Raw genomic sequence first — 26,356 nt, 5'->3', positions numbered from 1 at the left:
GGAGCCCAGAACGTCTCAGGTGAAGGCTGATTGGCCGCTGTACGAGGTCTTCCTACGCGGCAAGCGCGGGCTCAACCACGTCCATGTCGGATCCCTGCACGCGGCTGACGACGAGATGGCACTGCGGCATGCCCGCGATGTCTACACCCGACGCAACGAGGGCGTCAGCATCTGGGTCGTGGCTTCGGGCGACATCGTCGCGTCGAGTCCGGCCGAGAAGGACCCGTACTTCGCGCCGAGTGGCGACAAGGTCTACCGCCATCCGACGTTCTACGAGATCCCCGACAACGTCCCCCACATGTGAGGCTGAGATGACCGATCACGACAACGCCTACGACGGGCTGGTCGACGAGGACTCGCACGGACAGTGGGCTTTCGGCACCAGCTTCGACGATCCACTGGCCGGAGTCGACACCACCGTCCCCGCCGATGTGGATCTGCGTGCGCTCGCCGGCTACTGCCTGATGCTGGGCGACGACGCGTTGCTCAGCGCCCAGCGGTTGGCCGAATGGAGCACCCGGGCGCCGGAGCTCGAGGAGGAGGTCGCCCTCGCGAACGTCGGGCTCGACCTCCTCGGTCAGGCCCGCCTGCTGCTCGCACGGGCCGCGGCGGCCGACGCCGATGTGGTCCCGCGGATCTCGGACAGCTCACCGGTCCCCGCCGAGGACGCGCTGGCCTTCTTCCGCGACGAGCAGGCATTCCGCAACGTGCGCCTCGTCGAGCTCGACAACGGTGACTTCGCGGTGTCGATCGTACGGCTCCTCGTCTTCGCCACCTACCGACTCGCGGTCTTCGACCGGCTGCGGACCTCGCGTGATCCGGTCCTTGCCGCCGTGGCCGCGAAGGGCGTCAAAGAGCTGACCTATCACCGCGACTACGCGGCGCGCTGGGTCGTCACCTTCGGGTGTGGCACCGATGAGTCCCGCCGCCGACTGCTGGACGCTCTGACCCGGATCTGGCCCTATGTCGGTGAGCTGTTCGTACCGACCGACGAGGAGATCGCCTTGTCGGCGGTCTCGGTCGCGGTCGATCCTCGCTCGGTTCGGGCCGAGTTCGACGGCGTCATCGCGCAGGTGCTGCACGCAGCCGAGGTCGAGGTGCCCCAGGTCGGCTCCGTGGGGACCGTCGGTGGGCGTGGTGGTCGCCGCGGATTGCACACGGAGACCATGGGTCTGTTGCTCGCCGAGATGCAGAGTGTGGCTCGCGCGCATCCCGAGGGGGTGTGGTGATGGCGGCGCGACTGCTCACCGTCGATCGATCCGCACCGGTTCGAGCGGACGAGGCCCGAAACCTGGTCGCCGACGTCGTCGACCCCGAGATGCCGATGCTGACGCTCGCCGATCTCGGCGTGCTGCGTGACGTCGACGTGGATTCCGCCGGCGGGGTGACGGTCACCATCACCCCTACCTACTCCGGTTGTCCGGCCATCGCGACGATGCGCGACGACATCGAATACGTGCTCGCACGCAACGGCTTCCGTGAGGTCACGGTGCGCACGAGTCTCGATCCGGCGTGGTCCAGCGACTGGATCTCCACAGACGGGCTGCGCAAGCTCGCAGCCGCCGGATACTCGACGCCGCGGCGTGCGCCTGCGCGGACCGTCGGACCGATCCCGCTCACACTCACCCCGAGGCCGCGTGTGATCGATTGCCCGCAGTGCGGATCCGACCAGACGCAGCTGGTGTCGGAGTTCGGCGCCACGCTCTGCAAGGCGCACTACCGCTGCCTGAGTTGTGCGGAACCCTTCGATCACGTGAAGGAGATCTGACCCGTGACCACCGCAGTCCAGACACCGGCGGAGCCCGCGCGCACCGCCCGGAACCGGCCGTTCCACACTCTCACCGTCGCCGACGTCGAACGACTCTGTGACGACGCGGTCGCCGTCCGCTTCGACGTCCCGCCAGAGCTGCTGCCCGAGTACGACTTCCGGCCCGGCCAGTCGGTGATGCTGAGCCGCACCGTGGACGGTGTCGAGCATCGCCGGTCGTACTCCATCTGCGCGCCGGCCGGCTCCGCACCCCGGGTCGGTGTGCGTGAGGTGACCGACGGCCTGTTCTCCTCGTGGCTGGTCCACGAGGTGCGCGCCGGCGACCGGATCGACGTGCAGGCGCCGACCGGCACCTTCGTCGCCGATCCGGCGGCCGGCGGTCGCCATGTGCTGATCGCCGCGGGATCGGGCATCACCCCGATGCTCTCGATCGCCGCGTCGGTTCTTCAGAACCCTGATGCCGAAGTCGTTCTGCTGTACGGCAACCGGCGAACGCGGTCGGTCATGTTCGCCGAGGAGATCGCCGACCTCAAGGACGAATTCGGTTCTCGCCTCGAGGTGGTCCACGTCCTCTCCCGCGAACCGCGTGAGGTCGAGCTCTTCACCGGTCGACTGGACGGTGACCGTCTGCGCGCACTTTTCGCCGAGGTGGTGCCCACCGCCGAGGTCGACCACTTCTGGCTGTGTGGCCCCTTCGGGATGGTCACCGACGCACAGGAGGTGCTCGGAGATCTCGGAGTGCCCAGGGAACGCGTCCATCACGAGCTCTTCTACGTCGACGACGTCCCGCCACCGCAGGAGAAGCACCGCGAACCGGGGGTCACCGGACCGAGCAGCGACGTGACCATCGTGCTCGACGGTCGCACGGTGTCCGGTCGGCTCCCGCGAGACGAGTCGATCCTCGACGCGGGCGAGCAATTGCGGTCGGACCTGCCCTTCGCGTGCAAGGGCGGGGTGTGCGGCACCTGTCGCGCCAAGGTGACCTGCGGTGACGTGGACATGCGCCGCAACTATGCACTCGAGGATTCCGAGGTCGCGGACGGCTTCGTCCTGACCTGCCAGACCTTTCCCGTCGGCGACAGTGTGACTGTCGACTTCGACGCCTGAACGAGACCGGAGACGACCATGACCAGCACCCTGCCCCGCCCCGCGGCCGACAGTCCCGAGAAGGGGCTGGAGTACGCGACCCGCGACGAGATCGCCGCCGTGCAACTCGATCGACTCAGGTGGTCGCTGCAGCATGCGTACGACAACGTGCCGCACTACCGGCGTGCGTTCGACGAACGCGGCGTCCATCCGGACGACCTGCGGACCCTCGCCGATCTCAGGCTGTTCCCGTTCACTGCGAAAGCCGATCTGCGCGAGAACTATCCGTTCGGGATGCTGGCGGTGACACAGGACGAGGTGTCCCGCATCCATGCCTCGTCGGGGACCACGGGTCGGCCGACGGTGGTCGGCTACACCGCGAACGACGTGGACAACTGGGCCGATCTCGTCGCGCGTAGCCTGCGAGCCGCCGGGGTGCGGCCGTCGGACAAGGTGCACGTCGCCTATGGCTACGGACTGTTCACCGGTGGACTCGGTGCGCACTACGGCGCGGAGCGACTGGGCTGCACCGTGATCCCGATGTCGGGTGGTATGACCGATCGCCAGATCCAGCTGATCGAGGATTTCCGGCCGGACGCGATCATGGTGACGCCGTCGTACATGCTGACCATCGTCGATGCGATGCTCGCCAAGGGCATCGACCCCGCATCGACCTCGCTGCGTACCGGGGTGTTCGGCGCAGAACCGTGGACCGAGCAGATGCGCAAGGAACTCGAGGCGCAGCTCGACATGGACGCGGTCGACATCTACGGCCTGTCCGAGGTGATGGGGCCCGGTGTCGCGATGGAGTGTGTGGAGACCAAGGACGGTCTGCACATCTGGGAAGACCATTTCTACCCGGAGATCATCGATCCGATGACCGGTGAGGTGCTGCCCGACGGCGAGGAGGGTGAGTTGGTCTTCACATCGTTGACCAAGGAGGCCATGCCGATCATCCGTTACCGCACGCGGGACCTCACCCGGCTGTTGCCGGGGACGGCGCGGTCGATGCGGCGGATGCAGAAGGTCACCGGTCGTACCGACGACATGATCATCCTGCGCGGGGTCAACCTGTTCCCGACTCAGATCGAGGAATTGATCCTGACCGTCCCGGCGCTGGCACCGCAGTTTCAGTGCGTCCTCGAGCGGCCGGGGCGAATGGACCAACTGACCGTCCGGGTGGAGTACCGTCACGACGTACCGGCCGAGCATCGGGGAGCTGCCGCCGTCGAACTGCAGAAGCTGATCAAGAACCGTATCGGCGTCACCGTGACCGTCGATGCCGTCGAGCCGGCCGCTCTGTTCCGCTCGACCGGCAAGGCCAAGCGACTGGTCGACAACCGGCCGAAGGACTGAACGAGGAGCCGCGATGCCGCGACCCGAAGACGATGCGGAGCGCACCGGCGTGGACGTTGCGTCGAGTGTGGGTTTCGACGCCTGGCGAGAAGCGATCTCGTCGGCATTCGTGCCGCTCGACGCCACACCCGTCACCCGGGCGGGAGAGTTCCGTGGTGCACTCGACTCGATCGCCATCGGCGATCTGCAACTCTCCGACGTCATCGGTGATCGGTCCCGGGTTCGCCGTTCGGAGAGGATGATTCGTCGTGCCGATCCCGGAGTCATCAAGGTCGGCGTGCAGCTGAGGGGACACAGCACCGTGCATCAGCGCGGCCGGTACGCAACGCTCGGCCCGGGTGATCTCGCGGTCTACGACACCAGCGTCGAGTACGACCTTCATCTCGAGGATTCCTTCGACATGCTCGTCGCGGTCATACCCCGACGGTCACTGCGCGTGGCCGACCGCGAGCTCGCCGACGCGACCGCACGTACGGTCGGTACCGGCGTCGGGACCGGTGCACTCCTGCGGCCGTTGCTGATGTCGCTGCGTGCCGGTGCATCCGATGCCGGCATGGTCGGCGGTCTGGTCGAGGATGCGGTCGCCGACCTCGTGAGCGCGGTGATCCGGTCGTCCGCGCCGATCGATTCACTCGGTGCGGGGGAGACCGTGCTGCTCAGCGCACGCGCCTACATCGAGGCGCACCTGCACGATGCGAACCTGTCTCCGACCTCCGTTGCCGCACATCATCATGTGTCGGTGCGGCAGTTGCAGAAGTTGTTCGCCTACGACGGGCAGACCGTCGCGACGTTCATCCGCCAGCGGCGGCTGGACCGGTGTCGACGCGACCTCGCCGACGTCGCCCAGCAACATCGCAGCATCGGCGCCATCTGCGCATCGAACGGTCTCGTCGACGCATCGCACTTCTCCCGCCTGTTCAAGCAGACCTACGGCGAGTCACCACGGCGGTTTCGGGACTCCCAGCTCATCGCCGACCTCTGAGCGTTCGGTGGCCGACAGACGACGAAAGTCCTCCGGGACAACCTGGTTGCGGTGTCCCCGGAGGACTCTCGTCGCGTAGTGCCCGTCGATCAACTGTCCCGACCGGCCACGCCGGTCAGTAGCGGATGAGGCCGCGCACGTTCTCGGCGCGCCGCATCGCCGCGTAGCCCTCGTTGACCTGGTCGAGGGTGTACTCGGTGGTGATCATCTCGTCCAGCTTGAGTTGTCCCTCCATGTACAGCCGTAGCAGGTGCGGGATGTCGAAACGGATGTTGGCGTTGCCGAACCACGCGCCCTTCAGCGTCTTCCGCATCGCGGTCAGGTCGAACAGACTGAGGCTGACCTCGGTCTGCGTCAGGTCTCCGACCGAGACCTGCACGCACACACCGCCCTTGGCGACGAGGCTCATCGCCGGTGCGATCAGGGCGCCGTCGGCGACGTCGACGGTGATGAGGACCTTGTCGGCGAGTTGGCCCCAGGTGATCTCCTGCAGCAGTTCGAGCGCCTCGTCGATGGTGGCGACCGCGTGGGTCGCGCCGAAGACCTTCGCCTGGTCTCGCTTGAAGGCCGACGGGTCGACGAGAACGACATGCCGTGCGCCGGCGAGTGCGGCGCCCTGCACCGCGCCGCAGCCGACACCGCCCATGCCGAGGACGACGACGGTCTCACCGGCGGAGACACCGGCCGCGTAGACCGAGGAGCCCCAGCCGGTGGTGACGCCGCAACCCACGAGTGCAGCCTTGTCGAGCGGGATGTCCTTGGTCAGCTTGACGCAGGATGCCTCGTTGACGACGGTGACCGGCGAGAACGTGCCGAGCAGGCACATCAGGCCGGCGTCCTGGCCGTTGACGTGATGCCGCGCGGTGCCGTCCGAGAGCTGCACTCCGGCAAGCAGGTTCGCGCCGAGATCGCAGATGCTGGACTTGCCGGTGGCACACGACGGGCAGCGACCACACGCCGGGATGAAGCCGAGTGCGACGTGGTCGCCGACCTCGACGGTGGTGACGCCCGGGCCGATCTCGGTGACGACGCCGGCACCTTCGTGCCCGCCGATGTAGGGGTACATGCCGACCGGGACGCTGCCGTCGCGGACGTGCTCGTCGGAGTGGCACATGCCGGAGGCGGCCAGTTCGACCTTGACCTCGCCGTACTTCGGCGCGTCGAGTTCGAGTTCCTCGATTTTCCAGTCCTGCCCTGGTTCCCAGAGCACCGCTGCTTGAGTCTTCATGGTTCGGGTTCCTCTCGTGATGGTCGGTGTCGTCAGAGGACGACGGTGACGACCTTTTCCTCGGTGTTGGCTTCGATTCCGGCCCAGCCCAGTTCGCGTCCGATGCCGCTGGTCTTCATGCCACCCCAGGGCAGCGCGGGGTCGATGGCGGCCCAGCCGTTGATCCAGACCGCGCCGGCGCGGACGCGGCTCGCGAGCGAGTGTGCGTACGAGACGTCGCGCGTCCAGATGCTGGCGGCCAGTCCGTAGTCGGTGTCGTTGGCGATCGCGATGGCCTCGTCGACGTCGTCGAAGGGGATGACGGTGCCGACCGGTCCGAAGATCTCCTCGCGGGCGATCGTCATGTCGTTGGTGGCGTCGGCGAAGATGGTCGGCCGCACGAAGAATCCGTCACCCTCGTGGGGCTCGCCGCCGGCGACCACCCGCGCACCCTCGCGCTTGCCCGACTCGATGTAGGAGAGAACGGAGTCGCGCTGTTTGGCGTTCACCAGTGCGCCCAGGGTGGTGGTCTCGTCCAGCGGATCACCCAGCACCTGCGCCGAGGCGGCTCCGGCGAGTCCTTCGACCACCTGGTCGTAGAGCGAACGATGCACCAGCACACGCGTTCCCGCCGCGCACACCTCGCCCTGGTTGAAGAACAACCCCATCGCGGTCCCGTTGATCGCGGCCTCGACATCGGCGTCGGCGAGGATGATCTGTGGTGATTTGCCGCCGAGCTCCAGCGTGACGCGCTTGAACGTCTCGGCGGCGACCTGACCGATGATCCGACCGACGCGGGGGCTGCCGGTGAAGCTGATCTTGTCGACGGCGGCGTGGCGCACGAGTGCGTCCCCGGCCACGTGGCCGAGGCCGGGCACGACGTTCACGACTCCCGCAGGCAGTCCGGCCTCGTCGAGCAGACGTGCCAGATGCAGGATCGACAGCGGAGCGTCCTCCGGCGGCTTGACCACCACCGTGTTCCCGGCCGCGAGGGCCGGTCCGAGCTTCCAGGCGGCAATCATCAGCGGGGTGTTCCACGGGATGATCGCGCCGATCACGCCGACGGGCTCACGCACGGTGTACGAGTGCGTCGGCTGACCGAAGTAGCCTGCGGTCGGGATGGTCTGACCGGTGATCTTGTCGGCCCACCCCGCGAAGTGACGGAAGGTGGCCGCGGCGTTCGGGACGTCGAGCATGCCGGGCTGACCGACCGGCTTACCGATGTCGAGTGCCTCGAGCCGGGCGAGGATCTCACCGTCGCGCTCGATCAACGCGGCGACCCGGTTGAGGATCTGTCCGCGCACCACCCCGGGCGTTGAGCCCCACTCACCGTCGAGCTGCGTTCGTGCCGCACGGACGGCGTCGTCCACGTCCTCCACCGACGCCGAGGCCACCTGGGCAAGCACGCGTTCCGACGCCGGATGCAGGTCGTCGAAGGTCGCTCCGCCGGCTGCGGGACGCCACCGGCCACCCACGAACAGATCGACCACGGTGTCGGGAGGGAGGAGGTCCCCCACCGCCACATCCTGCACTGATGTCATGTTTCGCTCCCATCGCTCGGGCCGAGATCCTCGAGCGGGACCCAGCCGTCAGGCGTACGTGCCTGCTGTCACCAGGGTTGCGAAATGTGATGCCGGTTACTTGCACACATGCGCATGGTTTGTTGTCCATGTGCGCATGGCGGGGCGTGGTCGGCGTGGGAGTCCGACGGCCGGAGCCGACGGTTCAGGGTGTCGGGCGCCGACTGATCTGAACCATGCGCAAGGTCGCGGCCGCTGCCGCGATGCCGGCCAGCACCAGCATCGGCGGCACTATCCCCGCCCACGGCTCGATCGTCGTGAGCAGGACCGGGAGTCCGAACCCGACGTAGGTGAAAACGTAGAAGATGCCGGTGACCGTGCCGCGGGACTCGCGACTCACCCTGGTCTCGACGTCGACGAGTCCGTTGCGGAGGCAGAGGCCGTACGCGATTCCCAGGGTGACGGCGGCGACGCCGAAGAGGGCGAGTGACGGGTGCGCGCCCCCGACAGCGGCCAACGCGAAGCCGATCGCCGACAGTGCTGCACCCACGACTCCCGAACGTGGCCCCCAGTCGAGGCGTCGCGCGATGATCTGGATGACCACGCCGGAACCCAGTGAGACGACGGCGGCGATCCCCGGGACGAGTGGTCCCTCGTATCGGTCGTTCAGACGCTCGGCGAGGGTGACGATCGCGACCGTGACCGAGGCGAAGACCCAGAGCGCCATCGGGATCGACCACGACAGCGCGGGTCCGATACCCCGGTCCCCGATCGCCCGGTCTCCTGTTGCCGGATGCTCGGTGCCATCGTCTGGCGGGGATGTCGGGTCGGCGACGACATTGCTCGCCCATCGCAGTCCGGCCGCGACCGAGACGAGTGTCAGGGCACCTGCGACCGCGAACGGGATCGCGGCGGCATCGGTGCCGAACCCCTGGGCGATGAGGGCCGATGCGAGCGGCCCGATCGCGAAACCGGAGGTGAGGATGGCTCCGGCGAGAACGGCACCACGCTTTCCGCCGACATCGGCCGTCCACGCGGTCCCGGCGCTGACCGCCAGCCCGACACCCAGACCGACGACGAGTCGCCCGACGAAGATCCCGACCTCGTCGTGCCACCCGGCCATGGCGATGTTGCCGAGACCGGCCGCGGTCGCTCCGGTGAGGACGATGACCCGACGGCCGAGTCGGTCCGAGAGGTTGCCCCCGATGAGCAGACTGGGCAGCAGGCCGATGGCATAGATCCCGAACGCGCCGTTGAGCACCGCTCGCGACAGACCCTCGGCGTCGGCGAGTACCGGCAGGACCGCGGCGAAGTGGTTCGCCGACCACCCGCAGCAGAAGAGCACGGCCAGGATCGTCACCAACCGGATGTCGGTTTGTCTCGACGCCGTCGTCCGAGTCGTCACGTCGGCATCTCCTCCTCCGTCGGCAGCCATCGCAGATACGACAATATGCGTTGCTAACGACATCGCGTCCATCGACCGTCGCTCTCGAGGAAAGACTGATCGAGTGGTCAGGGGACGACCGGGACGTCCCGGGGTCCGGCGGCCGGACACCTACGCCGGACGCCAGGCTCGTATCGTCGATCTCATGCAGTACCGCGTCGAGATCGTCTCCCTGCTCGTGTCGCCGGGGCATGCCTACTTCGGTCGGCCCAAGGACGGGCCGGCCGACTCGGTCGAGACCTCGACGCCCGATCGGGTGGAGATCGTCGCGGACAAGGGGATACGCGGCGACCGCTTCTTCGGCGTGCGTGCGCACACCGAGGCCGCGGTCACCTTCCTCGCTCTGGAGGCATGGCAGGCGGCGGCCGGCGCTGTCGATCCGGCGGTCGCGCGGCGCAACGTGGTCACGCGTGGCCTGGAACTCGATCCCCTGCGCGGTGTCGAATTCGAGATCGACTCCGGCGACGGTCCGGTCCGGTTCCGAGGCGGACGGCCCGCCCACCCGTGCTCGTGGATGGACACGATGGCAGGCGATGGTGTGCGGAAAGCGTTGATCGGTCGTGGCGGACTCCGTGCACAGCCGCTGACGTCGGGCGTGTTGCGGGTCGGCCCGGCGGTCGTGGTCACCGACGTCGATCTGGACCCCGAGCGTGCCGCGGAACAGGTGCGGCGTGCGCAACCGCTGGCGGGCTAGCGCCGCCCCGGATGATCGACCGCGAAGGCGATCGCGGTGGTCGCCAGATCGCGGGTCCGGGACACGTCGAGCCCGGTGAGTGCGGTGAAGTCGCGCAGCCGTTTACGGACGGTGTTGCGGTGCCGGTAGGTTCGTTCGGCCACGTCGGCGATGGAGCCACCGTGTTCGACGAGGTCCCCGACCGTCTCGAGGATCGCGGTGCGCTCGTAGTGACTGAGGTCGTCGAGAGGACCGAACACCGCGGCGTGGACCGCGTCGGCGACTTCGCCGCCGGCCCCGGCGACCGCATGTAACCAGTCCTCGCGGACGTGGCGGACGCCCGCCGTCGACCGGCCGTGCACTGCCGTGCGTGCCAGCCGGATCGCGCGCGGGACATCTCCCAGACCGTCCGCGTCGACGATCGTGCAGACGTGATCGCCGAGCGATCCGAGGGCGGTGGCGATGTCGACGTGATCGCGCGGTGCGTGGATCACGGCTCGCAGTTCCTGTGCGTACCAGCTGAAGTAGTACGGCACGGCGATCGTCTCCAGCTGGCGGACGCATTCTCCGACCAGCTCCGGTCGCGGCACCGGAAACGCGCCCACCAGGCACACGAAGTCACCCGACACCGGGAGGTGCAGGATCTGCGCGGCGTTGTCGACCGACTGCTGCGTGTCCGCACCGTCGATGAGGAGCTGGTCGAACGCGGCCGAGCGGATCTCGTCGAGGCTGCCCTGTGCGACCTGGTAGCCGTCCACCACCTCCTCGGTGTTGGTCTCGACCGTCTCCCACACCATCAACGACGACAGCTCGAGGAAGTCCGCCCGGGTCCCGATGCCGAGATGGCGGCCTTCGGTGATCAGCGCTTCCCACAACACCTTCAGGTCGATGCGAAAGGAGTGCAGCACGGTGGCGAGCGGCACCTGCTGTTGGGCGCGGATGCGTCCGACATCGAACGCGGCGTCGCTCAGCGATCGGGGGATGGAGTCGCCCACGAGACGCAACAGCGCGAGACGCAGCGTGCGGTCCATGTGGTAGCGCAGATCGTCCCGGCTCACCGGCCCGCCGGTGTACCCGGGTTCGTCGGCGATGGTGCGGTCGACCGCGCGATCGATCACCTCCTCCAACCGGATGCCGAGCACCCGGCGGGCGGCGTCCCGCACCAGTCGTGTCGTGTGGTCGTCCGTCGCCATCCGTGCCCTCCGTCGCCCGTGAAACCGGGGTGTAACACGCACTTAGTTCGTCCGGAACATGAATGGTCGAACCAGTTCTCAAATGTGCATCACGCACAGAATAGCGGGGATATCCGCGCGATAACTGTCATTGACCACAGCAGAATGGGGCATTTGAATGTGTTGTACCGCACAGGGCCGGCCCGGTCCGGACCCGGATCTCGCGGAGTGAGAGGACGTCGATGACCAACCCATCCACCAGTTCGATCGACACTGGTGATCCCGCAGCCGCCGCCGTGGAGGTGACCCTCCGCGAGGAGTACGACATCGCCGTCGGCGGACTGCACTTCCTCGGTGGGGAACTGGACCGCAACTATCGCGTGCGCACCACCGACGGCGAGGCCTACCTCGCGAAGGTCCAGATCGACGCACATGTCCGCGGCGAGCTGCAATGGCAGGAGGACATCCTCGTCCACCTCGCCGACCACGGTTCCGACGTCGCGGTCCCCAGCATCGTGCGTGCCACCGACGGGCGGCTGAACGTACCGATCGACGCGGGCACCGGAACAGGAGTGCTGCGAGTCCTGAACTGGGTCGACGGCGTCGAATTGGCCCGTGTGCCCGACCACTCCGACGCTCTGCTCGTCGAGCTCGGTGCGACCGCCGCACGGATCACCCGCGCGTTGGACGGGTTCACGTCGTCGAGTCTGCAGCCGACGCATCACTGGGACGTCCTCAACTCCCGACGCGCGATCGAACTGTGCCTCGCCGACGACCCGGCACTCGCCGAGCGTCCCTATGTGCAGACCGCTCTGGCGTGGTTCGACGGTGTCGCCCATCTGCTGGACTCCCTGCCCCGGGCAATGGTCCATCACGACCTCAACGACAACAACGTGTTGGTCGTCGACCGCGACGGCGAGCAACACGTGTCCGGCGTGCTCGACTTCAACGATGCCCTGCTCAGCGCGCGGATCACCGAGCTGGCCGTGGCGGGCGCCTACGCGATGCTGCGCAAGGACGATCCGCTCGACACCTTCGGCCACCTGGTCGCCGGGTACACCTCGGTCACCCCGCTCACCGACGTCGAGATCGATGTCCTCTACCCACTCGCCGCCGCACGTCTCTGCGTGCAGGTGCTGACCTGGACCAGCCGAGGCCGGGCGAATCCCACCGCGTACGGCGCGATGCGGATGCAGTACACCCATCCGGCCCTGCTGCGGGTCCTCCAGATCGACCCGGTCGTCGCGCGTGCACACCTCCGCGCGATGGCCGGGTCAGCCACTCCGCCGCCGATGGACTCCGCGGAGCGGTTCCTCGCTCGTGCGGAACCGGCCGCGGTGCTGCCGGGTGCACTGTCGCCGCGCTGGATCGGTGACTCGGTCGACGCGAGGGCCGCCGACACGGAGGTGACGGCGACGCCGCATCAGTCGGTGCACTCGCATCGATCCGACCGGTGGCATCGTGAGACGGGTGAGCCATCGACCATCTCCGTCGGTGCCTCGTTCTGGTCGTGGTACCCGTTACAGGTCGCGACTCCCTTCGCGGGGCAGGTCATCGGCATCGATCCGCTGACGATCGACCACACCGACGCGAGCGGTGGCCGGGTGGTCACGGTGTGGCCGGGTGTACAGCCGATCGTCGAGCAGGGTGACTCCGTCGAGGCCGGTCGGATCGTCGGGGACGCCCCGACCGGTTCCCCGGACCATCCGGGCTGGCAGTTGCAACTCGCGGTCGATCCCGAGGCCGCCGCCGTCCTGCCCTCGCACATCCGTCCCACCGACGTCCACCACTGGGACGCGGTGACCCCCGACCCGGCGCAACTCCTCGGCGCATCCCCGCTCACTCCTGTTCGCGGATCGGTCAGCCGTGCGGAACGGATGACCCCGACCACCGGTCGGGGGGTCTGGCTCGTCGACGCGGACGGAGTCCGACACCTCGACGCCGCCGACGGCGACGTGATCGTCGGGCACGGCGATCCCCGGCTCGTCGAGGCCGGAGAGCGTCAGCTCCGCGCGTTGGACTCGCATCATGGTCCTTCGTCGGCGTCGGATCGTCTGGCGACGCGTCTGCTCGAGACGATGCCTGATCAGCTCGACACCGTGCTGTTCACCGACTCGCTCACCGATGCCCGTGACCTGGCGTACCGGCTCGTCGTCGCCGTGGCCGGCGACACCGATCTCGTGGCGGCTGACAACGGTTGCGGCGGAGCAGATCTCGCCGCGCTCACCGGAGCCGCGCACCGGCTCGGTGGTCTGCGGATCGCCGACGAGTCGACGGTCGGTCTCGGCCGGAACGGTGTGCATCGGTGGGGGTTCGAGAGCTCCGGCAGCGTTCCCGATCTGGTCGTCCTCGGCGCGGCCCTCGCCAACGGGCATCCCGTCGGTGCGGTCGTCGCATCGCAGGCACTGGTCAGAGCCGCGGGTCTCGGTCCCGACGACGTCGCCGCACACGCCTGCAGTCCGGTAGCCGGCGCGGTCGGGTGCGTGGTGCTCGACATCCTCGAGACCGATGCCCTCCGCGAGCGGGCGGCCTCGGTGGGGGAGTACCTGCGCGAGTCCCTGACGGCCCTGATGGCCGACCACCCGCTGATCGGCAGGATCCGCGGAGCAGGGCTGGCGATCGGGATGGACCTGATCGCCGACCCGGTGGGGCGTGCACCCGCGGTCGGATACGCACGTGCAGTACGTCGACGGCTGAGGAATCACAGTGTGGTGGTCGGGCAGCTCACGACGAGGGACAGCAGCACCCTGCTGATCATCCCGCCCATGGTCTTCTCCCGGGCCGACACCGACCTGCTCGTCGAGCGGTTGTCGGATGTGCTCGCGATGGCCGACATCCGTCCATCCGGACCTGTCACGAATTCATGAGGTCGACATGACACACATCGAGATACGCAATGTCAGCAAGAGATTCGGCGCCACCTCAGCACTGTCGGACGTGAGTCTGTCGGTCGACACCGGTCAGGTGCACGGCCTGCTCGGTGAGAACGGCGCGGGAAAGTCCACCCTGATGAAGGTGCTCTCGGGCATCGTCACCCCCGACTCGGGGACGGTCACCATCGGCGGTCGATCACTCACGCCCGGCTCGCCGACCGCGTCGCGCGAGATCGGTCTCGCGATGGCCTACCAGGAGTTGAGCGCACCGCCGAACATCACGGTCGCGACCAAGCTGTGCCTACCCAAGTTGCCGACCCGCTTCGGGATGGTCTCCCAGCGGGAACTCGTGGCCCGCGCCACCGACCACCTGCAGCGGTGGGAGGCATCGCACATCGATCCCACGGCGACGATCAGTGAGTTGAGTCTGGCTGCGCGACAGGAGGTCGAGATCGTCGCTGCTCTCACCACGGCGCCGACCCTGCTCGTCCTCGATGAACCGACCGCTGCCCTGCCCGACCCGAACTGGTTGTTCCGTCAGCTCGAGCGCGTCACCGCGGAGGGGACGTCGGTCATCTACATCAGCCACAAGCTCGCCGAGATCGAGCGGATCTGCGACACCGGCACGGTGCTGCGCAACGGCCGGACGGTCGGTGAGTTCCGCCGGGGCGAGTTCTCCGAGGACGCCCTCGTGGAGCTAATGATCGGACGATCGTTCAACCACGCATTCCCGGCCAAGTCCGACCGACCGCACGGTGAAATCGCAGTCCGGGTGGTCGATCTCGCGGTCGGTCCGAAGCTCGACGGCGTCACCCTCGAGGTCCGTGTCGGCGAGGTGGTCGGCGTCGCCGGGCTCGAGGGGCAGGGACAGAAGGAGCTGTTCTACACCCTCGGCGGCGAGATCCGCGCCGAGTCCGGGACCATCGACGTCGCCGGCGGCGACGACGGTGTGGACGTCGCGCTCGTACCCGAGGAGCGTAAGACCGAGGCCCTGTTCCTCGACATGCGCTCCGACTTCAACCTCACCTTCCCACTGGCACAGCAGTACTCGACCGGATCGGTGATCTCGGTCAGCCGACGACAGCGCCTGGCGCACGCGCTGGCCGACAAGATCAACCTCCCGTTGCCGATGCTCGAACGTCCGATCTCGAACTTGTCGGGCGGCAACCAGCAGAAGGTCGTCTTCGGCCGCGCCATCGCCCAGTCGCCACGCTGCCTGCTGCTCTTCGATCCCACCCGAGGTGTCGATGCCGCAACCAAACTGGAGATCTACAAGATGACCCGCGAATTCGCCGCGGCCGGCCACGCGGTCCTCGTCTACTCGACCGAGATACCGGAGCTGGTCGGACTCTGCGACCGGGTGTGCTCCCTGTACGAGGGCCGGATCGTCGCCGAACACACCGGTGACGATCTCACCGAGGCAACCATCATGCGCTCCATCCTGGGCCGCACCCCGGAGGAGGTCCGATGAGTTTCGACAGTCTGAGTCGCCGCAGCGTCGCGAGTGGACGGGAGACCGTCATCGCGCTGGCGATCTTCGCGGTCTGCTACGGCGCCGTCCTGTTCGTCACCCCGTTTGAGCGGAATGCATACGCGTTCAACAACTTCGTCGTTCTGATGACGCCCCTCGCGATCGCCGCGGCCGGCACCACACTCGTCCTCATCACCGGCGGGTTCGACCTCTCGGTCGCGGGGACCATCAGTCTGGCGAACGTCGTCGCGGCCACCACCATGGCCAAGTATCCGAGCATGCTCTGGCTCGTCATCATCGGCGTCATCGCGATGGGACTCCTCGTCGGCCTGATCAACGGACTGTTGATCGTCAAGGTCGGGCTCCAATCCCTCGCCGTCACCCTTGGCGCGTTCATCGTGCTCACCGGCATAGCGTTGGTGATCCTGCCCGCACCCGGCGGCGAGGTCCCGGAGTCGTACGCTCTGGCGCTGGTCGACCCGATCGGCGTCCTGCCGGTGGCGGCGATCGTCCTCGCGGTCCTCGCCGTGGCCTGGTGGTTGTTCAGCACGTCGCCGATCGGGGTCTCAGCCTTTGCAATCGGCGCCGACCGGCAGGCCGCCAGGATGTCGGGCATCAAGGTCGACGGTGTCGAGGTGCTGTGCTACACGCTCGCCGGAGGCCTCTACGCCGCGGCCGGCCTCTACCTGACGGCGATCACCGCCTCGGGCGACCCGAACTCCGGTCGCCCGTTCCTCCTGACCTGTTTCGCCGCGATGGCGCTCGGGCTCGTCGGTTTCAAGGGCGGCTCCGGTAGCGCCGTGGCCGCGATGCTGGGTGCCGGCAGCCTGATCGCATTGCCCAAACTCCTCTTCGCCGCGGGTGTCGAGGACTTCTGGTCGGGAGCTTTGCAGGGAGTCGTGATCATCCTCGCCCTGGCGTTGCCGATCCTCGGCCGCCGGATGTCGGCGGCCCGCGCAGCATCGTCCGCGTCACCTACCGCCCGAACTGCAGTCGCCGTACAGGCATCCAGCACACAGAACCCGGAGAAGGTGGCCCGATGACCGACGTCAGTGAAGCCGTGGGCACGACGCCCGCGGGCAATGCGCAGGCAACGCCGGCATGGCGGTCACGACTGGCCGACCTGGTCCGCAGCCAGTCCTTTGTCGTCTGGGTGCTGCTCATCGTCGGGTTCCCGCTGTCGCGACTGGCGAGTGAGAGCTTTCCCTCGACCAGCCTGCTCGTGAACGTCCTGATCCTCGGGTTGTTCCTCTCGGTCGTCGCCTTCGGGCAGGGACTGGTCGTACTGACCGGTGGCATCGACCTCTCGGTCGCCTCCCAGGTCGCCCTGGGAGCCTTCGCGACGGGTTCCCTCGCGTCGTCGGGTGTGCCGGTGGTCGTCGCAGTGCTCCTGGCACTGGTGTTCTGCGCCGTGGTAGGCGCGGTGAACGGAATCCTGGTGACCCGGATGGGCTTCCCGCCCTTCATCGTCACCCTCGCGGTCGGCACGATCCTGGCCTCGATCCTGCTCGGAGTCGCCCAGGGGGCCCCGGCCCAGGCCTCGCCCCAGGTGCTGGCCGACCTGATGGACCGCAGCACGACCCTGCTCGGCGTCCCGGTCGCGATCTGGATCTTCGTCGTCGTCGCCGCGCTCTGTCTCTTCATCCAGCATCGGACGACGCTGGGTATGCGGGCCTACGCACTCGGCAACAGCGTTGCCGCGGCCCGGAACTCCCGACTGGACGTGCATCGGGCGACCACGTCGGTGTACAGCGTCGCGGGTATCGCCTACGGCCTGGCCGGGGTGATGCTGCTCGGGTACTCCTCGGGCGCCGACCTCAATGTCGGTGAGTCGTGGTTGCTCCCGAGCATCGCCGCGGTCGTCGTCGGTGGCTCGTCCATCCGCGGCGGCTCCGGGTCCTACGGCGGCACCCTGGCCGGAGCACTGCTGCTCACCCTCATCGGGATCGACATCAGCGCAACCGGACTCGCGGAGGGATGGAAGCAGGTCGTGTACGGCCTGGTCATCGTCATCGCCCTCGTCGGTGCCCGGTTGGCCGCGCGCCGCCGCTGACCGCCGACACCTCGAACGCCACCACGACAGAAGAAGACCTCCATGAGACTCCGAATCCCACCCAAGTACCTGGCCGGACTGATGGCCGCGCTGACCGCGGTCACCCTGACCGCATGTACCGCGCAGGACGACGGCAAGGACAAGATCTTCCTCGACCTCAGTTACAGCGGCAACAACTGGCAGGACGAGGCAGCGAACCTGGCACTGGCCGTGGCGAACTCGCCGGAGAACGCCGGCAAGTACACGATTCGCAAGCAGATCTCTGGCACCGACATCCAGAAGCAGATCTCAGATCTGCAGTCCATGATCGCCGCCGAGGCCAAGCTGATCGTCCTGTACCCGCTGTCGCCGACCGCGCTCAACCCCGTCATCCGCCAGGGCTGTGAGCGTGGTGTCACCTTCGTCGCCTACGACTCGACGGTGCGTGAGCCCTGCGCATACAACGTCGCCTTCATCACCGGAGCCCGCACGGATCCGTCCGAGGAGGCGTTCTTCGGGGCGCAGACCGCTCAGGCGTTGGTCGATCTGCTGGGCGGTGAGGGCAAGATCTTCATGAACCGCGGCGTGGCCGGGACCTCGACGGACCAGGTCCACTACGACACCGCCAAGGCGGTGTTCGACCGCAACCCGGGCATCCGGGTCGTGTCGGAGTACTACGGGAGTTGGGACACCGCGGTCAGCCAGCAGGAGACGGCCAAGGCGCTGGCGGCGCATCCCGACATCGACGGCGTGTGGTCGCAGGACGGGGAGGTCGGCGTCATCAAGGCGCTGCAGGCGGCCGGTAAGCGGGTGCCGGTCACCGGCGAGAACGGCAACTACTTCCGGAAGATGCTGAGTCGGGGGTGGCCGGGCGTCTCGTCGGGGTCGCCGCCTGCGCAGGCCGGCGTGGCGATGCGGGTCGGTCTGAAGATCCTCCGCGACGGCCCGGACTCGGTGCCCAAGAACGTCGAGATGCCGCTTCCCTGGGTCACCACCTCGACGGCGAAGCCGTGCCCGGGAAGCGAGTTCGTCGACGGCTGCAACTTCTTCCCGAACGAGTCGGACACCTTCGTCACGGAGATCTTCCAGAAGGACCTGCTCCCGCAGAGTTCGCTGACCGCGGCCCGGACCGGGCAGCCGATGGCCGACCTGCAACCCCTCGGTGACATCGACGGCTTCGCGCAGCCCCCGTGGCGCCGGAGTTACACCCGCGCGGAGTGCGACAGTGGATGGACGAACGGCCCCGTGACGTCGGGACAGCTGCCCGCAGGTCTGCCCGGTTGCGTCCAGGAGTGAACGTCGTGGCAGGAGTGAACGTCGTGCGCGGCTCGGCCGGGCACGGAGAGGAAGACACGATGACCGAATCCATCGACATCAACGCCGACATCGCCGAGAGCTTCGGCCGCTGGGGTCTGGGTGACGACCAGGAATTGGTGGGGCTGGTCTCCACGGTCAACATCGCCTGCGGGTGGCATGCGGGCGATCCCGCGACGATGCGCGCCGCAGTCGAGATGGCCGCCGAGGCCGGCGTGAACATCGGCGCCCACCCGGGTTTCCCGGACCTCCTGGGCTTCGGTCGACGGCAGATCGAGATGTCCGACCGGGATGCCGTCGACTACACGCTGTATCAGGTCGGTGCGCTGATGGGACTGGCGAGCACGAGCGGGGTGACGCTGTCGCATGTCAAACCGCACGGTGCGTTCTACGGATCCATCGCACGCAGCGCCGAGCGCTCGGTCGCGATCGGACAGGCACTACAGGCCTTGCAGCCGGGTATCCCGCTGCTGCTCGCGCCGGGGCCGGGGGTCGACGCACTCCGCGCAGCGGGCCTGCCCGTGGTCGCCGACAACGCGTGCGACCTCGAGTTCGACGACGACGGTCGCAACATCATCGAACCACGTCCCGCCCGCCGCGACCCCGACTCCGTCGCGGCCCAGGCGCTGCGGATGGCACGCGGAACCGCGATGACAGTGTCCGGTCGTGAGGTCGAGATGCCGGTGCAGACGATTTGTGTGCACGGCGACCGGCCGAACGTCATCGAGGTCGCCCGTGCGGTCCGACGCGTGCTCGCCGACAACGGCGTCGCGGTGCGGTCCGCATTCGAGGCCGGCTCCTGATGGAACTCGCCGACGGCGCCCGGTTGAGCTATGGCGGAGAAGAATTCGTCTTCGTCGAGATGACCGAGCACATGTCCCTGCCGGGGGCGCTGCGCATCCAGGCGATCGCCGATGCGCTTGTCGACCTCGACATCGACGGGGTACGCGACGTCTGCCCATCGAACGCGTCGTACATGGTCCGGGTCGATCCCGACCGGTGTGATCCGCGGTCCCTGCTCGACCCGATCCGGGATCAGCACCGACGATTCGTCGGGGCCGACGACGTGGCGCTCGAGACCGAGATCCTCGAGGTCCCGGTCCTCTACGACGATCCGTGGACGACCGAGACGGTCATGCGTTTTCGGGACCGACATCAGTCCGACCACGAGAACGACCTCGAATACATCACGCGCGTCAACGGTTTCGAGTCGACCGACGCGTTCATCGCAGCGCATTCGGGCAACCCGTTCATCGTGACGTTCATGTGCTTCGTCCCCGGCAACGCCGAATCGATGCAATTGGTGCCGGAGGAGATGCAGATCCAGGCGCCCAAGTACGTCCGCCCGCGCACCGACACCCCGGAGCGCGCCCTCGGTCACGGCGGCGCGTTCGCGACGATCTACCCGGCACGCGGGGCCGGTGGCTACCAACTCGTGGGACGCGCCGCGACTCCCGTGTTCGACCTGTCGCAGACACTGCCGGACTTCGCAGCTGATCCCGTTCTCGCTCACGCCGGTCTCCTGGTGAAGTACCGGCCGATCGATCGTGACGAGTACGACGCGGTCCGCGTCGAGGTCGAAGAACGGCGGTACCGATACCTTCGCCGTCCCGTCACCTTCACCCTCGCCGACTTCCTGGACGATCCGTTGGACTACAACCGCCATCTTCTCGAGGAACTACACAGTGATTGACGTCGTCGAGGCCGGAATGCAGACCGTGGTACAGGATCTGGGACGACACGGCTACTTCGCGATCGGCCTGCCACCGTCGGGACCGATGGACCACCTGTCCCATCAGGCGGCGAACGCATTGGTCGGGAACGCTCCCGGAGCGGCAACTCTCGAGTCGGTGTACGTCGGTCCGACACTGCATCTCACCCGCGACGCGGTCGTCGCGGTGACCGGTGCGGAGACCGATCTGCGGGTGGACGGGCAGCCGATGCCCACCTGGACGACGCTCCCGATCCGGGCGGGTTCGACCCTCAGCGTGGGCGCCGCGACCCGCGGAGCCCGGAACTACGTCGCTGTGCGCGGTGGGATCGGCACACCGATGGTGATGGGTAGCCGCTCGACCTACCTGTCATCGGGTATCGGCGGGATCGACGGCCGTGCCCTGCAGGTGGGTGACGTGATCGCGACCGCGCACGATTACGGACCCCTGACCCGCCTCGGTCACACCGTCGATCCCGAGCTACGGCCGGACCTCGACGAGACCCAGTCGATCCGAGTCGTGTTGGGCCTGTGTAGTTATCGCTTCACCTCGGCGAGTATCGAGGCGATGTTCTCGTCCGACTTCACCGTCGGCATCGAGGCGAATCGCGTCGGCTACCGACTCAGCGGCCCGAAACTCGAGTTCGTGGATCGCGAGGCTCCGTTCGGCGCCGGCGACGATCCCAGCAACGTCGTCGACCTGGGCTATCCGATGGGGTCGATCCAGGTCCCGGGCGGCGAAGAACTGATCTGTCTGCTCCGGGACGGCGTCACCGGAGGTGGGTACGCCACCGTCGGCACGATCATCAACGTCGACATCGACCGGCTCGCGCAGATGAAGGCCCCCGACACCGTCCACCTCGAACGGGTGGACGTCGACGACGCCCTGCGCGAACGGCGGGCCCGTGGCGAGCTGATCGACCGCCTGTATCGCGCCGCACTGGCCTGACCGAACCGTGTCAGACCCGACCACGCAGACACGCACACCGCATGTCCGCGATCTCGACATGCCCCGACATCGACTGGAGTGAGCAGTGAACACGAAGAGCATGCACATGGCCAACGCCTTCGACGGATCCGCGATCGACGGCCTCGACCCCGCCGCCCGGTCGCTGATCGGACGGCGCGACGCCGTCCTCGCGTCCAGCTACCGACTCTTCTATCAGGAGCCGGTCGCCCCGGTCCGCGGTGAGGGCGTCCACCTCTACGACGCCGACGGAAACGAGTACCTGGACGTCTACAACAATGTGCCGGCCGTCGGCCACAGCCACCCGCATGTACAGCAGAAGGTGAGTGCGCAGCTCGGCGTGCTCAACACCCACACCCGCTATCTGACCGAACCCATCATCGACTACTCGGAGCGGCTGCTCGGACTTTTTCCCGATGCACTGGCCAAGGTCGTGTACACCTGCACCGGCAGCGAGGCCGTCGATCTCGCGCTGCGCATCGCGCGGTATCAGACCGGCGCTCGCGGGATCATCTGCACCACCCACGCCTATCACGGCACCACCGCGTCGGCGGCCGAGATCTCCCCGAGCCTCGGCCCCAACAATCCCGTCGGCTCCGAGGTCGTCCTGGTCGATGTGCCGGACACCTATCGCGACGACCCGACCGCGGCGGCAGAGGATTTCGCCGGCCGCGTCCGGGCCGCGATCGGCGACCTGCAGGAACGTGGCGTCGGGGTGGCAGCGATGATCGTCGATTCGATCATGTCCAGCGACGGTGTCCAATCCCACCCCGTCGGGTTCCTCGCACCCGCCGTGGAGGCGGTGCATTCCGCGGGCGGGTTGTGGATCGCCGACGAGGTGCAGCCGGGTTTCGGGCGTCTCGGCGAGAGCTGGTGGGGGTTTCAGCGTCACGGAATCGACCCCGACCTGGTGGTCCTCGGCAAGCCGATGGGCAATGGTGTACCCGTCGCGGCGCTCGTCGGGACCGAGGCGGCGACCGAGCGATTCGGCCAGGATATCCGCTACTTCAACACCTTCGGCGGCAACCCGGTCAGCATCGCCGCCGCATCGGCGGTCCTGGACGTGATCACCGACGACCTGCTGGTCGACAACGCCCGGGTGGTCGGTGGCCGACTCGACGCCGGTCTGCGTGAACTCGCCGCCGCACACCCCGAGATCGGGGACGTACGCGGCAGCGGGCTGTTCATCGCAGCGGAATTCGTGTCCGATCCGGAGGCCAAGACCCCCGACCCGGCGGCGGCCGCGCGGATCGTGAACGAGTTGCGGCGCAAGCGCATTCTCATCAGCGCATCGGGGCGGCATGCCAACGTGCTCAAGATCCGCCCACCGCTGCCCTTCAGCGGCGCGGACGCGGACCGGTTCCTGACCGCCCTGTCCGAGGTCCTCACCGAGCAGGCGGGCCGATGACCGATCGACGGATCTCGAGCGTGCTCGTCGCCAATCGCGGTGAGATCGCCGTCCGCATCATCCGTGCGGTCCGGGACGTGGGTTGTCGGAGTGTTGCGGTCTACGCCGACCCGGACGCGTCGGCCCGGTTCGTCGGGCTGGCGGACGAGTCCGTCGCGCTCGGCGGCCAGACCTCGGCGGAGTCTTACCTCGACATCGCGAAGGTGGTCGCGGCCGCCGTCGACACCGGTGCGGATGCGGTCCACCCCGGCTACGGGTTCCTTTCCGAGAACGCCGATTTCGCGCAGGCGGTGATCGATGCGGGACTCACCTGGATCGGTCCGTCGCCGGCCTCGATTCGCGCGCTGGGTGACAAGGTCACCGCCCGACGCATCGCCGAGCAGACGGGTGCGCCGATGGCGGCCGGGACCAAGGACCCGGTCGACACTGCTGCGGCGGTGGTCGAGTTCGCCGAGAAGCACGGTGTCCCGGTCGCCATCAAGGCGGCCCACGGCGGCGGCGGTCGCGGCATGAAGATCGCCCGCACCCTCGATGAGATCCCGGAACTCTTCGAGGCGGCGACCCGCGAGGCGCGCGCTGCATTCGGTCGTTCGGAGTGTTTTGTCGAGCAGTATCTCGACCGAGCTCGACACGTGGAGGCGCAGGTGATCGCCGACCAGCACGGCGCCGTGGTGGTCGCCGGGACGCGCGACTGCTCGCTACAGCGCCGGTTCCAGAAGTTGGTCGAAGAGGCGCCCGCCCCGTTTCTGTCCGAGGTGCAGCGGTCCCGGATCGCGGAGTCGGCCAAGGAGATCTGCCGCGCAGCGGGTTACCACGGCGTCGGCACGGTGGAGTTCTTGGTACAGGACGACACCATCTCGTTCCTCGAGGTCAACACCCGGCTCCAGGTCGAGCATCCCGTCACCGAGGAGACCTCGGGCATCGACCTCGTCGAGCAGCAGTTCCGCATCGCCGAGGGCAAGCATCTGGAGATCGTCGAGGACCCGACCCCCCGTGGGCACTCGATCGAGTTCCGCATCAACGGTGAGGACGCCGGCCGTGGCTTCCTGCCGATGCCGGGGCGGATCACCGACTATCGCGAACCGTCCGGACCCGGTGTCCGCGTGGATTCCGGGGTCACGGCCGGAGACGAGATCGGCGGTCAGTTCGATTCGATGCTGGCGAAACTGGTCGTCACCGGCGCCGATCGGCAACAGGCCCTGCGCCGCGCCGCCCGCGCCCTGGCCGAGTTCCGGATCGACGGTATGGCAACGGTTCTCCCGTTCCACCGACACATCGTCACGCACCCCGCGTTCGTCGGCGACGGGGACTCCTTCGGTGTGTACACCACCTGGATCGAGTCGGAATGGGAGAACGTGATCGAGGCGGTCGACCTCGACGATGTCGCGATGTTCGACGACGCCCTGGAGATCGACGACCCATCCGGTCTCGGTGAAGTCGTCGTCGGAGAGGCGATCGTCGGCGATCACTCGGTTGCATCCGCGGCCGGGGCGTCGTCGACCGTGGTGGTCGAGGTCGACGGTTGCCGGGTGGAGGTGTCGTTCCCCGGTGGACGCGGCGCCCATACCGCGACAACTCGTACTGTCGCGTCGGCGACGAGAACTGTTGACACACAACGTAATGTGACTCCGAGAGCCTCGAAGCCGCCGAGGGGGGCGGTGGTCGCGCCGATGCAGGGGACCGTCGTCCAGGTGTCGGTGACCGAAGGTCAGGAGGTGTCCGTCGGCGACCCTATCGCGGTCCTCGAGGCCATGAAGATGGAGAACCCGATCATGGCCCACCGAGCGGGGATCGTGGCAGATGTCGCGGTGGAGACCGGGGCGCCGGTGGCGCGGGGCGCTGTGCTGGCAGAGATCGTGGAGAAGAGATGAGCGGCACAGTGATCACAGCGGACCCGACCACCATCGGCCTCTCGACGGACCTGTGGATTGACGGACGGCGACGCCCCGCGATGGACGGTGGCGAGTTCTCCGTGCACGACCCGGCGACCGAAGTCGTGATCGCGACTGTCGCCGACGCCACCGCCGAGGATGCCCTCGACGCCCTGACCGCGGCAGCGGCCGTACAAGACTCGTGGGCGGCCACCGCACCTCGGGAGCGGTCGGAGATCCTCCGGTCCGCGTTCGAGATCGTCTCCGAGCGGTCCGAGGACTTCGCCCGCCTGATCTCCTCGGAGATGGGCAAGACCCTTGCCGAGGCCCGTGGCGAGGTCGCCTACGGCGCCGAATACCTGCGCTGGTTCGCCGAGGAAGCGGTCCGGATCGACGGCCGGTTCACACGCTCGCCCTCGGGGGCCGGTCAGATCATGGTCACCAAGGTCCCGGTGGGGCCGGTGCTGGCGATCACCCCGTGGAACTTCCCGTTGGCCATGGGAACCCGCAAGATCGGCCCTGCCCTGGCGGCGGGCTGCACCATCATCGTGAAACCCGCGGAGGACACCCCGCTGACGATGCTGCTGCTGGCCGAGGTGTTCGACGCCGCCGGTCTGCCGCCCGGGGTCTTGTCCGTGCTCCCGACCACCTCGTCGGCGCTCGTCGCGGAGACCCTGATGGGCGATCCGCGGCTGCGCAAGGTCACGTTCACGGGGTCCACCGCGGTCGGCAAGGTCCTGGTCCGCAGCTCTGCCGACCAGCTGCTGCGCACCTCGATGGAGCTCGGCGGCAATGCGCCGTTCCTGGTTCTGGACGACGCCGACATCGCCGAGGCGGTCGACGGGGCGATGGCAGCCAAGATGCGCAACGGTGGGCAGGCCTGCACGGCGGCCAATCGCTTCTACGTCACGGAGTCGGTGGCGAGCGAGTTCACCGATGCACTCGCCGCGCGCATCGCGGCGCTTCGCGTGGGCCCCGGCACCGACCCGCTGACCGATGTCGGTCCGCTGATCAACCGCCGCCAGGCCGAGCGGGTGGCTCGACTCGTCGAGGACGCGGTGACCGACGGAGCCCGGCTCCGGGTCGGTGGTGCGATCGGCATGGGCGAAGGACATTTCTTTGCACCGACCCTCCTCGACCAGGTCCCGGCCGACGCCCGGATCCTGCGCGAAGAGATCTTCGGTCCGGTCGCAGCGGTGGTGACCGTGGCCGACGAGGACGAGGCGGTCGTGGCCGCCAACGCCACCGACTACGGACTCGCCGGCTACCTCTACACCCGAGACGTCGATCGTGCGGCGCACGTCTGCGCCCGCATGGCCACCGGCATGGTGGGCATCAACCGGGGCATCATCTCCGACGTGGCCGCGCCGTTCGGTGGTGTGCGCCAATCCGGATTCGGCCGCGAGGGCGGTGCCGAGGGCATCGAGGAGTACCTCGACGCCAAATACATCGCGATCTAGATCTCACCTGGGCCGGCTTGCGCGGATTGGTAAGGCTGCCC

General features: G+C 67.9%; 22 protein-coding genes. 18 read left to right on the top strand and 4 right to left on the bottom strand.

Features of this window, described 5'->3' with window-relative positions; all coding sequences use genetic code 11:
• Nucleotides 1–19: 19 nt before the first annotated feature.
• The 6 genes from paaB to GS4_RS06050 are packed head-to-tail and all read left to right on the top strand — an operon-like array spanning nt 20 to nt 5,192.
• The gene (paaB, locus tag GS4_RS06075) at nt 20–304 is read left to right on the top strand and encodes a 1,2-phenylacetyl-CoA epoxidase subunit PaaB (RefSeq protein WP_083862652.1); all 285 of its coding nucleotides are present in this window, start codon (nt 20–22) and stop codon (nt 302–304) included.
• A gap of 7 nt (nt 305–311) precedes the next feature.
• On the top strand, nt 312–1,229 hold the full coding sequence (gene paaC, locus GS4_RS06070) for a 1,2-phenylacetyl-CoA epoxidase subunit PaaC (protein ID WP_007618565.1): 918 nt from the start codon (nt 312–314) through the stop codon (nt 1,227–1,229).
• On the top strand, nt 1,229–1,768 hold the full coding sequence (gene paaD / locus GS4_RS06065) for a 1,2-phenylacetyl-CoA epoxidase subunit PaaD (protein WP_007618563.1): 540 nt from the start codon (nt 1,229–1,231) through the stop codon (nt 1,766–1,768). Before paaC ends, paaD begins: the two co-directional genes overlap by 1 nt.
• A 3-nt stretch (nt 1,769–1,771) precedes the next feature.
• Entirely contained in the window at nt 1,772–2,875 is a 1,104-nt protein-coding gene (gene paaE, locus GS4_RS06060) for a 1,2-phenylacetyl-CoA epoxidase subunit PaaE (RefSeq protein ID WP_007618561.1), read from the top strand.
• A gap of 18 nt (nt 2,876–2,893) precedes the next feature.
• Nucleotides 2,894–4,210 (top strand): phenylacetate--CoA ligase PaaK, encoded by a 1,317-nt coding sequence (gene paaK, locus GS4_RS06055; protein ID WP_007618559.1) that lies wholly within the window; start codon nt 2,894–2,896, stop codon nt 4,208–4,210.
• Between the two features lie 13 nt (nt 4,211–4,223).
• Nucleotides 4,224–5,192, top strand: a complete 969-nt coding sequence (locus GS4_RS06050) for an AraC-like ligand-binding domain-containing protein (protein ID WP_007618557.1) — start codon at nt 4,224–4,226, stop codon at nt 5,190–5,192.
• 115 nt (nt 5,193–5,307) lie between these two features.
• Here the strand turns inward: GS4_RS06050 and GS4_RS06045 are convergent, their stop codons facing one another.
• From GS4_RS06045 to GS4_RS06035, 3 genes are all read right to left on the bottom strand, one after another.
• Nucleotides 5,308–6,420, bottom strand: a complete 1,113-nt coding sequence (locus GS4_RS06045; RefSeq protein WP_007618555.1) for an NDMA-dependent alcohol dehydrogenase — start codon at nt 6,418–6,420, stop codon at nt 5,308–5,310.
• A gap of 32 nt (nt 6,421–6,452) precedes the next feature.
• Complete coding sequence (styD, locus tag GS4_RS06040; RefSeq protein WP_007618553.1) at nt 6,453–7,940, bottom strand: phenylacetaldehyde dehydrogenase StyD; 1,488 nt, start codon at nt 7,938–7,940, stop codon at nt 6,453–6,455.
• 184 nt (nt 7,941–8,124) lie between these two features.
• Nucleotides 8,125–9,324 carry an MFS transporter gene (locus tag GS4_RS06035; RefSeq protein ID WP_007618551.1) on the bottom strand — a complete coding sequence of 400 codons (1,200 nt, stop codon included), beginning with the start codon at nt 9,322–9,324 and terminating at the stop codon, nt 8,125–8,127.
• Between the two features lie 184 nt (nt 9,325–9,508).
• On the opposite strand from GS4_RS06035, the gene GS4_RS06030 reads away from it, so the two are divergent.
• Nucleotides 9,509–10,057, top strand: a complete 549-nt coding sequence (locus GS4_RS06030) for an MOSC domain-containing protein (protein WP_007618549.1) — start codon at nt 9,509–9,511, stop codon at nt 10,055–10,057.
• Here GS4_RS06030 and GS4_RS06025 read toward each other — a convergent pair.
• Nucleotides 10,054–11,229: an RsbRD N-terminal domain-containing protein gene (locus tag GS4_RS06025; RefSeq protein WP_007618547.1), complete on the bottom strand. Its 1,176-nt coding sequence runs from the start codon at nt 11,227–11,229 to the stop codon at nt 10,054–10,056. The two genes, GS4_RS06030 and GS4_RS06025, sit on opposite strands and share 4 nt — an antisense overlap.
• Before the next feature lie 221 nt (nt 11,230–11,450).
• On the opposite strand from GS4_RS06025, the gene GS4_RS06020 reads away from it, so the two are divergent.
• The 11 genes from GS4_RS06020 (at nt 11,451) to GS4_RS05970 (ending at nt 26,315) form a co-directional block, all read left to right on the top strand.
• Nucleotides 11,451–14,075: an aminotransferase class III-fold pyridoxal phosphate-dependent enzyme gene (locus GS4_RS06020; protein WP_007618545.1), complete on the top strand. Its 2,625-nt coding sequence runs from the start codon at nt 11,451–11,453 to the stop codon at nt 14,073–14,075.
• A 7-nt stretch (nt 14,076–14,082) separates the two neighbouring features.
• A complete protein-coding gene (locus GS4_RS06015) occupies nt 14,083–15,552 on the top strand; it encodes a sugar ABC transporter ATP-binding protein (RefSeq protein WP_007618543.1) in 1,470 nt (489 codons plus the stop codon).
• Nucleotides 15,549–16,595, top strand: coding sequence for an ABC transporter permease (locus tag GS4_RS06010; RefSeq protein ID WP_007618541.1), 1,047 nt, complete (start codon nt 15,549–15,551; stop codon nt 16,593–16,595). The genes GS4_RS06015 and GS4_RS06010 overlap by 4 nt, the downstream gene beginning before the upstream one ends.
• Entirely contained in the window at nt 16,592–17,605 is a 1,014-nt protein-coding gene (locus tag GS4_RS06005; RefSeq protein ID WP_007618540.1) for an ABC transporter permease, read from the top strand. The genes GS4_RS06010 and GS4_RS06005 overlap by 4 nt, the downstream gene beginning before the upstream one ends.
• Nucleotides 17,606–17,647: 42 nt before the next feature.
• Nucleotides 17,648–18,880, top strand: coding sequence for a sugar ABC transporter substrate-binding protein (locus GS4_RS06000; RefSeq protein WP_007618538.1), 1,233 nt, complete (start codon nt 17,648–17,650; stop codon nt 18,878–18,880).
• Nucleotides 18,881–18,939: 59 nt separating this feature from the next.
• A complete protein-coding gene (locus tag GS4_RS05995) occupies nt 18,940–19,701 on the top strand; it encodes a 5-oxoprolinase subunit PxpA (protein ID WP_040509708.1) in 762 nt (253 codons plus the stop codon).
• Complete coding sequence (locus GS4_RS05990; protein WP_007618533.1) at nt 19,701–20,591, top strand: 5-oxoprolinase subunit B family protein; 891 nt, start codon at nt 19,701–19,703, stop codon at nt 20,589–20,591. The genes GS4_RS05995 and GS4_RS05990 overlap by 1 nt, the downstream gene beginning before the upstream one ends.
• Complete coding sequence (locus GS4_RS05985; RefSeq protein ID WP_007618531.1) at nt 20,584–21,558, top strand: 5-oxoprolinase subunit C family protein; 975 nt, start codon at nt 20,584–20,586, stop codon at nt 21,556–21,558. The genes GS4_RS05990 and GS4_RS05985 overlap by 8 nt, the downstream gene beginning before the upstream one ends.
• A 100-nt stretch (nt 21,559–21,658) precedes the next feature.
• A complete protein-coding gene (locus tag GS4_RS05980) occupies nt 21,659–22,984 on the top strand; it encodes an aspartate aminotransferase family protein (protein WP_007618528.1) in 1,326 nt (441 codons plus the stop codon).
• Entirely contained in the window at nt 22,981–24,855 is a 1,875-nt protein-coding gene (locus GS4_RS05975) for an acetyl/propionyl/methylcrotonyl-CoA carboxylase subunit alpha (RefSeq protein WP_007618526.1), read from the top strand. The genes GS4_RS05980 and GS4_RS05975 overlap by 4 nt, the downstream gene beginning before the upstream one ends.
• Nucleotides 24,852–26,315 carry an NAD-dependent succinate-semialdehyde dehydrogenase gene (locus GS4_RS05970; RefSeq protein ID WP_007618523.1) on the top strand — a complete coding sequence of 488 codons (1,464 nt, stop codon included), beginning with the start codon at nt 24,852–24,854 and terminating at the stop codon, nt 26,313–26,315. Before GS4_RS05975 ends, GS4_RS05970 begins: the two co-directional genes overlap by 4 nt.
• Nucleotides 26,316–26,356: the final 41 nt, after the last annotated feature.

It is taken from the genome of Gordonia soli NBRC 108243, assembly GCF_000334455.1.
Taxonomy (GTDB): Bacteria; Actinomycetota; Actinomycetes; order Mycobacteriales; family Mycobacteriaceae; genus Gordonia; species Gordonia soli.
The sequence above is the reverse complement of the archived record's forward strand: the minus strand, read 5'-3'. Positions and strand labels throughout refer to the sequence as shown.

Bases quoted from the DNA above. Each gene is read 5' to 3' on its own strand.
- paaC (WP_007618565.1), top strand. From the start codon at position 312: ATGACCGATCACGACAACGCCTACGACGGGCTGGTCGACGAGGACTCG.
- paaD (WP_007618563.1), top strand. From the start codon at position 1,229: ATGGCGGCGCGACTGCTCACCGTCGATCGATCCGCACCGGTTCGAGCG.
- paaK (WP_007618559.1), top strand. From the start codon at position 2,894: ATGACCAGCACCCTGCCCCGCCCCGCGGCCGACAGTCCCGAGAAGGGG.
- GS4_RS06050 (WP_007618557.1), top strand. From the start codon at position 4,224: ATGCCGCGACCCGAAGACGATGCGGAGCGCACCGGCGTGGACGTTGCG.
- GS4_RS06045 (WP_007618555.1), bottom strand. From the start codon at position 6,420: ATGAAGACTCAAGCAGCGGTGCTCTGGGAACCAGGGCAGGACTGGAAA.
- styD (WP_007618553.1), bottom strand. From the start codon at position 7,940: ATGACATCAGTGCAGGATGTGGCGGTGGGGGACCTCCTCCCTCCCGAC.
- GS4_RS06030 (WP_007618549.1), top strand. From the start codon at position 9,509: ATGCAGTACCGCGTCGAGATCGTCTCCCTGCTCGTGTCGCCGGGGCAT.
- GS4_RS06025 (WP_007618547.1), bottom strand. From the start codon at position 11,229: ATGGCGACGGACGACCACACGACACGACTGGTGCGGGACGCCGCCCGC.
- GS4_RS06020 (WP_007618545.1), top strand. From the start codon at position 11,451: ATGACCAACCCATCCACCAGTTCGATCGACACTGGTGATCCCGCAGCC.
- GS4_RS06015 (WP_007618543.1), top strand. From the start codon at position 14,083: ATGACACACATCGAGATACGCAATGTCAGCAAGAGATTCGGCGCCACC.
- GS4_RS06010 (WP_007618541.1), top strand. From the start codon at position 15,549: ATGAGTTTCGACAGTCTGAGTCGCCGCAGCGTCGCGAGTGGACGGGAG.
- GS4_RS06005 (WP_007618540.1), top strand. From the start codon at position 16,592: ATGACCGACGTCAGTGAAGCCGTGGGCACGACGCCCGCGGGCAATGCG.
- GS4_RS06000 (WP_007618538.1), top strand. From the start codon at position 17,648: ATGAGACTCCGAATCCCACCCAAGTACCTGGCCGGACTGATGGCCGCG.
- GS4_RS05995 (WP_040509708.1), top strand. From the start codon at position 18,940: ATGACCGAATCCATCGACATCAACGCCGACATCGCCGAGAGCTTCGGC.
- GS4_RS05990 (WP_007618533.1), top strand. From the start codon at position 19,701: ATGGAACTCGCCGACGGCGCCCGGTTGAGCTATGGCGGAGAAGAATTC.
- GS4_RS05980 (WP_007618528.1), top strand. From the start codon at position 21,659: ATGCACATGGCCAACGCCTTCGACGGATCCGCGATCGACGGCCTCGAC.
- GS4_RS05975 (WP_007618526.1), top strand. From the start codon at position 22,981: ATGACCGATCGACGGATCTCGAGCGTGCTCGTCGCCAATCGCGGTGAG.
- GS4_RS05970 (WP_007618523.1), top strand. From the start codon at position 24,852: ATGAGCGGCACAGTGATCACAGCGGACCCGACCACCATCGGCCTCTCG.